Here is an 8,223-nt window from a genome sequence, read left to right on the forward strand (position 1 = left end):
CTCGGATATGACTGCGTCGCTTGGGTTTTCGGTGACACAGTCGAGAAAGATCCGGCGCAGCTGATCCGCTGACGGCAGTGTCAGGTTGCCGGCTAGCAGTCGCCAAGAGCGTGGGTGGGCCACCAGGTGATCCCCGAGCGCGAGCGAGGAGCCGAGCACCGCGAACAGCCGGCCCCTCACGCTGCGGTCACTGCGCAGCGCGGCGTCCAGCTCGTCCCACCCGACGTCAGGATTCTCCGAGAGCCGGACGAGCGCGCCCAGCGCCGCATCGGCATCCGGTGCCCGGGAGAGCGACCACAACAGCTCGACATGCGCCTCGGTATCCCAGCCCAACTGCGCCAGGAAGTCGCTCGCGCGCGGGTCGACCAATCCCAGCCGGCCCGCGCTGGGCACTTTGGGGCGCTGGGTAGCGGGTCTGGTCACGACGACGACGGTAGCGCACCGTCGTCAGGCCGTTCAGGTGCTACAGCGACAAATAAGTCTTGAGCTCGTAGGGGGTGACGTGGCTGCGGTAGTTCGCCCACTCCGAGCGCTTGTTACGCAGGAAGAAGTCGAAAACGTGCTCTCCCAAGGCTTCTGCGACGAGCTCGGAGTTTTCCATTTGCTGAAGCGCACTGTCGAGGCTGGACGGCAATTCGCGGTAACCCATCGCGCGACGCTCTTCGGGAGTCAGATCCCAGACGTTGTCCTCGGCCTGCGGACCCAGCGCGTAGTGCTTTTCCACACCGCGCAGCCCGGCCGCGAGCAGCACAGCGAACGTGAGGTACGGGTTGCACGCCGAGTCGGGGCTGCGCACTTCGATGCGCCGCGAGGAGGTCTTGCGTGGGCTGTACATCGGAACCCGCACCAGCGCCGAGCGGTTGGCCGCACCCCAGGATGCGGCGGTCGGTGCCTCGCCGCCGTGCACCAGCCGTTTGTAGGAGTTCACCCACTGGTTGGTGACCGCGCTGATCTCCGAGGCGTGCTCGAGGATGCCGGCGATGAACGACTTGGCGACGTCGGACAGTTGCAGTGGGTCGTCGGGACTGTGGAACGCGTTCACATCGCCCTCGAACAGGCTCATGTGGGTGTGCATCGCCGAGCCGGGGTACTGCCCAAACGGCTTGGGCATGAACGTCGCCCGCACGCCCTCTCCCAGCGCGACTTCCTTGATGAGGTAGCGGAAGGTCATCACGTTGTCGGCCATCGACAGCGCGTCGGCGAAGCGCAGGTCGATCTCCTGCTGGCCGGGTGCGCCTTCGTGGTGGGTGAACTCCACCGAGATTCCCATCGATTCCAGCGCCTCGACCGCCCGCCGGCGGAAGTTCGACGCCGAGTCGTGCACCGCCTGGTCGAAATAACCGGCGTCGTCGGCCGGAACCGGCGGCGACCCGTCGTCGGGACCGGGCTGCAGCAAGAAAAACTCGATCTCGGGATGCACATAGCAGGAGAACCCGAGGTCGTTGGCTTTGCCGAGCTGCCGGCGCAGCACATGCCGCGGGTCGGCCCACGACGGCGAGCCGTCCGGCATCTTGATGTCGCAAAACATCCGCGCCGAGTGATGATGGCCGGAGGTGGTGGTCCAGGGCAGGATCTGGAAGGTCGACGGGTCGGGATGCGCGACGGTGTCAGATTCGGAGACCCGCGCGAAGCCCTCGATCGAGGATCCGTCGAAACCGATTCCTTCCTCGAAGGCGCCTTCGAGTTCAGCGGGCGCGATCGCCACCGACTTGAGGAATCCGAGCACGTCGGTAAACCACAGCCGAACGAAACGGATGTCCCGTTCCTCCAGCGTGCGAAGCACGAATTCCTTTTGCCGATCCATATCCGGAACAGTATGCAGTGGCTGTTAATTCTGTGTTACGGCTGTCCAGCTAACAACGTAAGTTACCCGGCGGTGACACCTTCTCGACGAAGTAGCGAACGACGGCTGTATCGACGCATTTGTCGCCGTTGAACACCGCGGTGTGCTGGGTTCCGTCATAGGTGACCAGGGGGGCGCCCAGTTGACGGGCGAGGTCGACACCGGCTTGGTACGGGGTAGCGGGGTCGTGGGTGGTGGAGACGACGACGACCTTGCCCGGCGTTGCCGGTGCGGCCCGGTGCGGTGCCGAGGTCGCCGGCACCGGCCACAATGCGCACAAATCGCGGGGCGCAAAACCGGTGAACTGCCCGTAGCTCAGGAACGGCGCCGCTTGGCGGATCTGCCGGTCGGCGGCCACCCAAGAGGCCGAGTCGGTGGGCGTCGGCGCGTCCACGCAGCGGACCGCGTTGAACGCGTCCTGGCCGTTGTCGTAGTGGCCCTTGGCGTCGCGGCCGTCGTAGTCGTCGGCAAGACGCAACAGGTCCACAGGGTCGGTGCCGCGTTGCAGGCCTAACAGACCACTGGTCAGGTACTTCCAGTACTGCGGGGTGTACAGCGCGTTGATGGTCCCGATGGTCGCGTCGGCGTAACCGAGCCCGCGTGGGTCCGACGTCTTGGCGGGCTTGTCGGCCAGCGGGTCGACCAGAGCGTGATAGCGGTTGACCCACTGGGCGGAGTCGGTGCCAAGCGGGCAGTCGGTCGAGCGCGCGCAGTCGACGGCATAGTCGTTGAACGCGGTCTGGAAGCCGGCCATCTGGTCGATGTTCTGCTGAACGGGCCCGACGCTGGGATCGATGGCGCCGTCGAGCACCATCGCGCGCACGTGGTCGCCGAACCGTTCGAGGTAGGCGGTGCCCAACTGGGTGCCGTAGCTGAAGCCGAGGTAGTTGATTTGCTGGTCGCCGAGCGCCTGGCGAACCGCATCCATATCCCGCGCGACGGAGGCGGTGCCGATGTTGTGAAGGAACGTCGGGCCCATCCGGTCGACGCAGCGCTGGGCCAGTTGTTGATAGACCTTCTCGATGTGCGTCACTCCGGTCGGGCTGTAGTCGACCATCGGGTCGCGCCGGTAGTCGTCGAACTCGGCGTCGCTGCGGCAACGCACTTCCGGTGTCGAATGGCCAACGCCTCTCGGGTCGAATCCGACCAAGTCGAAATGCTCGTTGACTGGGCTGCCGGCCAACGCCGCGCCCATGCTGGCGACGCTGTCGACCGCCGACGCCCCGGGCCCGCCCGGATTGACCAGCAGCGAGCCGAGCCGCTGACCGGTCGCCGGAATCCGGATCACCGCGAGCTGGGCATGCGCGGCACCGGGATTGTCGTAGTCGACCGGCACCGCCACCGTGGTGCAGCGGGCGCTGGGGATGTCACTGGTGTCGTCGACGAACGGCGCGCAGCTGCCCCACTGCAAAGCCGGCGGCTGCGGGACAGCCGAGCCGGGAGCCGGTCCGGCGCCGGATTCCGGGGTGGCGCTGGCCGGCGATCCGACGGCCACCACCAGCCCGAATGAAAGCAGCGCTGAGCCAAGCTGTCTCATGCGCCCCATGGCTGTCATCGTCGCATGGTGCGCCGGTCGCCGTGGCGGCCAAACGATCACACGTTGATCACGTATCGGCCGCAGCGCAGCTCAAGGTCAATGGCCCGGCTCCTCCTCATCGCGCTGCGCGTCCCCTAGCAAGCTGGGGTCCCCCCTGCATCGTCGCCGGGCGAAGCTCAGGTCAGCACTTCGCGCCTGACGGTGGCACCTTGCCATCGACCAGATACGCCGTCGCATAGTCGTCGACGCAGTGGTTGCCTTGAAAGACGACCGTGTGCTGGGTTCCGTCGAAGGTGAGCAGCGCGCCGCCAAGTTGTTTGGCGAGGTCCACTCCCGCCTTGTACGGAGTGGCCGGGTCATGGGTGGTCGATACCACCATCGTTGGCGCAAGCCCCGGCGCGGAGATGACGTGCGGCTTGGTGGTGGGCGGCACGGGCCAGAACGCACAGGCCGTCAACGGCGCGTCGCCGGTGAACTTGCCGTAGCTCATAAACGGGGCGATCTCGCGGGATCGGCGGTCCTCGTCGATGACCTTGGCCCGGTCTTTGACCGGAGGCTGGTCGACGCAGTTGATCGCGACCCGGGCATCGTTGGCGTTGGTGTAGTGGCCGTGCGGATCCCGGCGCATGTACATGTCGGCCAGGGCAAGCAAGGTGTCGCCGCGGTGGTCGGCCAACTCCGTCAAGCCGTCGGTCAAATGACGCCACAGGGTCGGCGTGTACAGCGCCATGATCGTGCCGACGATCGCGTCGCTGTAGCTCAACCCACGCGGATCGGAAGTGTGCGCCGGCTTGCTGACCATTGGGTTGGCGGGGTCGACCAGCGGGTCGACCAAGCTGTGGTAGACGTCAACCGATTTGGCGGGATCGGTGCCCAGTGGACAGGTTGGCGTTTTCGCGCAGTCGGCGGCGAAGTCGTTGAACGCATCCTGAAATCCCTTGGCCTGGCGCAGGTCTTGCTCAATGGGATCGGCGTTTGGGTCGACGGCGCCGTCGAGGATCATCGCCCGGACGTTCTTCGGGTAGGCCTCCGCGTAGGCCGCGCCGATCCGGGTTCCATACGAGTAACCCAGGTAGGTGAGTTTGTCGTCGCTGACCGCCTTGCGGACAGCCTCCAAATCGCGTGCGACATTGACGGTTCCGGCGTTCGCCAGGAACTCCTTGCCCATCTTGTCTATGCAGCGCTGGACGAAGTCCTTGGTCTCGCCCTCGATGTGCGCCACACCGGCGGGGCTGTAGTCGACTTGCGGCTCGGCGCGCAGTCGGTCGTTGTCGGCGTCGGAGTTACACCAGATGGCGGGCCGCGACGACGCCACCCCGCGGGGATCGAAACCGACCAGGTCGAACCGCTCGCGGACCCGCGGCGGCAGCGCCTGTACCACCCCGACGGCGGCCTCGATGCCCGACTCCCCGGGACCGCCGGGGTTGATGATCAGCGAACCGATCTTGTCGCCGGTGGCCGGGAATCGCATCATTGCCAGGGTCGCGGACGCGCCGTCGAGGTGGCGGTAGTCCACGGGCACGGCGATCTTGCCGCACTGGGCGCCGGGCGGAACCTTCACTGAGCTGCCGCCCCGAAAATGACACACTCCCCACTGCAGCGGCTGCCCTATCTTCGGACCGGCCTGCACAGCCCGCCCAGAAACCATCTGCGTGCAGCCGGCGACCAGTACCATCGCGGTGATCACGATCAGCGTGGTGCGCGCGATCTTGTCGCAACGAGGCAGGCCCATGACAAACCATGCTGCCATGCGACGTCCGCACGCCCGGGCTAGCCTGCGCGTGGTGGCGGCTAACGGGTCGCCAGTAGCAGCTCTTCCATCCCCACCGAGAAGTCGTCGGCCAAGTTCCACAAGTCCGGCAGTAGATCCGGGCACGACATGATGCCGACGTCGAGCTTGCCGTTCAGCGACATCACGGTGATGTTGAGGCCCGACCCATGGAAAACCGGTCCCAACGGGTACATCGCCTTGACTTCACAACCCAGGAAGTACAGCGCCATCTGCGGCCCCGGCACATTGGAGATCACCAAGTTATGCACCGGCCGGCTCCTGGTCAGCCGGCTTCTGGCGTAAGCCCGCATCGCCAGACCGAAGACCGCCGGCGCCGCGAATTGCGACCAATCCTGCAGCAACGAGGCGCTGATCGCCGAACTATGTTGCTTAGCAACAGAATTCTCCTCAGCAATGGACTTCAGCCGTTCTGCGGGATCCGCGATATGCGTCTCCAGACGGGAAAACATGCCCGAAACCTGGTTGCGGCCAGGGCGATCCGACTTGCCGTGCACCGAAACCGGCACCATGGCAACCAACGACGAATCGGGCAGCTCGCCGCGGTCGAGCAGAAATTGGCGCAGCACCCCGGAAACCAACGCCATCACCACGTCGTTGACCTTGACGTTGAAGTGGTTCTTGACGGTCTTGATGTCGTCGAGATCCAGCTGCGCATAGGCGACGTTGCGCCTGCCGGTGACCGTCGCGTTGAACGCGGTCCGCGGCGCCGCGAACGGACGCGCCATGGCTAATCCGACGCGTGCCCGCGCCAACGTTTCCACCACAGAAGACGCGGTTTTCGGTAACACGTTAACCAATTGCAGTGGGCGCGTTGCGAACCTGGTTAGCCCGGTCAGCGCGATTTCGAGCTGATTGGCGTCGCCGACACCGTCCACAGCTTCCGGCGGCGGTGCGTCGGCTTCGGTGCTGCACAGCTGCGACATCAGGTTCGCGCCGGTCACACCGTCCACGCCGGCGTGGTGCACCTTGGTCATCACCGCCAAGCGGCCGTCTTGTTGCGGATTGGTGCCGGCGACACCCTCGATGACCCACATCTCCCACAGCGGCCGGCTGCGGTCCAGCGGCAATGATGCGATATGGCCACAGATTTCGGCCAATTCGGCCCGCCCACCCGGCGGCGGCAACCCGATGCGGTGCAGGTGCCGATCGACGTCGAAGTGCTTGTCGTCCACCCAGACCGGATGGTCGAGATTCAGCGGGCTGTTGGCCAGCTTCTCGCGAAACTGCGGCATCGCCTTCATCCGCAGCGACAAGTTGTCGCGGAACCGGTCGAACGTGTAGCCGCCCGGCATCGTGGAGGTGTCCAGATCCAGGATCGAACAGACATGCATCGGCTGGGAGGGGGTTTCCAGGTAGAGGAAGCTGGCGTCGAGTCCGCTGAGCCGTTGCATGCGCAGATGGTATGTCCGACGCCCCACGGTGGCGCTGTAATCGCTCAACGACCGGCGGTGTGACAAAGTCCACTGGACCTGCTATGGGTAGCTGTTGCCGCAGATGGCAGACTGGGACTGTCCAACGAACCCGGGGACCCTACGAGGCCGCGAGGATCGAATCGACCAACACTCGAGGACAATGATGTCTGAGCACACTGTTTACGGGGGGACTGCGGCCGCCACGGGAACGCCGCGAACCAAGACCCGCGTCCACCATCTGCAGAAGATGAAGGCCGACGGCCACAAGTGGGCGATGCTGACCGCCTACGACTACTCCACCGCACGAATCTTCGACGACGCCGGAATTCCAGTGCTGCTGGTCGGCGATTCCGCCGCCAACGTCGTCTACGGCTACGACACCACCGTGCCGATCTCGGTCGACGAGCTCATCCCGCTGGTTCGCGGTGTGGTGCGCGGCGCACCACATGCGCTCGTCGTCGCCGACCTGCCGTTCGGAAGTTACGAGGCCGGCCCCGGCGCAGCGCTGGCCGCGGCGACCCGATTCATGAAGGAGGGCGGCGCGCACGCGGTCAAGCTCGAAGGCGGCGAGCGGGTCCGCGAACAGATCTCCGCATTGACTGCAGCGGGGATCCCGGTGATGGCGCACATCGGATTCACCCCGCAAAGTGTCAACAGCCTGGGCGGGTTTCGGGTGCAGGGTCGCGGGGACGCCGCCGAGCAGACCATCGCGGACGCCATCGCGGTCGCGGAAGCCGGCGCCTTCTCCGTCGTGATGGAGATGGTTCCGGCGGAACTGGCCACCCAGATCACCGGCAAGCTGACCATCCCGACCGTCGGGATCGGAGCCGGCCCCAACTGTGACGCCCAGGTGCTGGTGTGGCAGGACATGGCCGGGCTTACCAGCGGCAAGACCGCGCGCTTTGTGAAGCGCTTCGGCGATGTGGCGGGCGAATTACTTAGGGCCGCAATGGAATACGCTCAAGAGGTGGCCAGCGGAACCTTCCCCGCCGACGAGCACAGCTTCTGATTCCTACTGCCGTGTTCGCCGGGCACTGCCCGGTCACTGAAACGCAAAATCAATCTACTGCGCGCCGTTTAGGGTGCTTTTGCGTCTGCTCGCGCGTGCGTACTGCGATATGGCACCCTCAGCAGTAACACTCCTCTTTCCACCGCGGCGCAGCACCTCGGAGGCGAACATGGCCGTCAAAGCCCCGGCAACGTCGCGCTACACGGAGGTGGAACGCAAGTTCGACGTTGTCGAGTCGACGGTGTCGCCGTCGTTCGACGGCATCGCAGCGGTCAGCCGGGTGGAGAAGTCGCCAACGCAGGTGCTGGACGCGGTGTACTTCGACACTCCTGGTCGCGATCTGGCGGCCAAAGGGATCACGCTGCGTCGGCGCACCGGTGGGTCCGACGAGGGTTGGCACCTGAAGTTGCCCGCCGGTCCGGATGCCCGCACCGAGATCCGGGCCCCACTGGACACCGCTCAGAACGACGGCGTCGACCACGTGACGCGCGACGTGCCCGACGAATTGGTCGACGTGGTGAGGGCCGTCGTTCGCGACCGTCCGCTGGAGCCGGTCGCTCGGATTACCACCGCCCGCGAAGTGCACTTGCTCTACGGCGCCGACAGTGATGTGCTGGCCGAGTTCTGCGA

6 protein-coding genes and 1 pseudogene are annotated in these 8,223 nt (G+C 65.6%); 2 read left to right on the plus strand and 5 right to left on the minus strand.

What is annotated here, in order from left to right; translation table 11 throughout:
• The 5 genes and pseudogenes from VFA16_RS23160 to VFA16_RS23180 all read right to left on the minus strand — a co-directional run.
• A pseudogene (locus VFA16_RS23160) lies at nucleotides 1-423 on the minus strand (bifunctional [glutamine synthetase] adenylyltransferase/[glutamine synthetase]-adenylyl-L-tyrosine phosphorylase); the annotation flags it as partial.
• Between the two features lie 40 nt (nucleotides 424-463).
• Complete coding sequence (gene glnA, locus VFA16_RS23165) at nucleotides 464-1,804, minus strand: type I glutamate--ammonia ligase (RefSeq protein WP_324970086.1); 1,341 nt, start codon at nucleotides 1,802-1,804, stop codon at nucleotides 464-466.
• Between the two features lie 49 nt (nucleotides 1,805-1,853).
• The gene (locus VFA16_RS23170; RefSeq protein ID WP_324970087.1) at nucleotides 1,854-3,398 is read right to left on the minus strand and encodes an alpha/beta hydrolase; all 1,545 of its coding nucleotides are present in this window, start codon (nucleotides 3,396-3,398) and stop codon (nucleotides 1,854-1,856) included.
• A gap of 163 nt (nucleotides 3,399-3,561) precedes the next feature.
• Entirely contained in the window at nucleotides 3,562-5,112 is a 1,551-nt protein-coding gene (locus VFA16_RS23175) for an alpha/beta hydrolase (protein WP_324970091.1), read from the minus strand.
• 59 nt (nucleotides 5,113-5,171) lie between these two features.
• Nucleotides 5,172-6,563 carry a wax ester/triacylglycerol synthase family O-acyltransferase gene (locus tag VFA16_RS23180; RefSeq protein WP_324970088.1) on the minus strand — a complete coding sequence of 464 codons (1,392 nt, stop codon included), beginning with the start codon at nucleotides 6,561-6,563 and terminating at the stop codon, nucleotides 5,172-5,174.
• Between the two features lie 184 nt (nucleotides 6,564-6,747).
• On the opposite strand from VFA16_RS23180, the gene panB reads away from it, so the two are divergent.
• Both panB and VFA16_RS23190 read left to right on the plus strand, forming a co-directional pair.
• Nucleotides 6,748-7,593: a 3-methyl-2-oxobutanoate hydroxymethyltransferase gene (panB, locus tag VFA16_RS23185; protein ID WP_324970089.1), complete on the plus strand. Its 846-nt coding sequence runs from the start codon at nucleotides 6,748-6,750 to the stop codon at nucleotides 7,591-7,593.
• Nucleotides 7,594-7,762: 169 nt separating this feature from the next.
• Nucleotides 7,763-8,223: CYTH domain-containing protein (locus VFA16_RS23190; RefSeq protein WP_324970090.1), on the plus strand; the 461-nt coding region annotated here is incomplete at its 3' end.

It is taken from the genome of Mycobacterium sp. (assembly GCF_035653355.1).
GTDB lineage: Bacteria > Actinomycetota > Actinomycetes > Mycobacteriales > Mycobacteriaceae > Mycobacterium.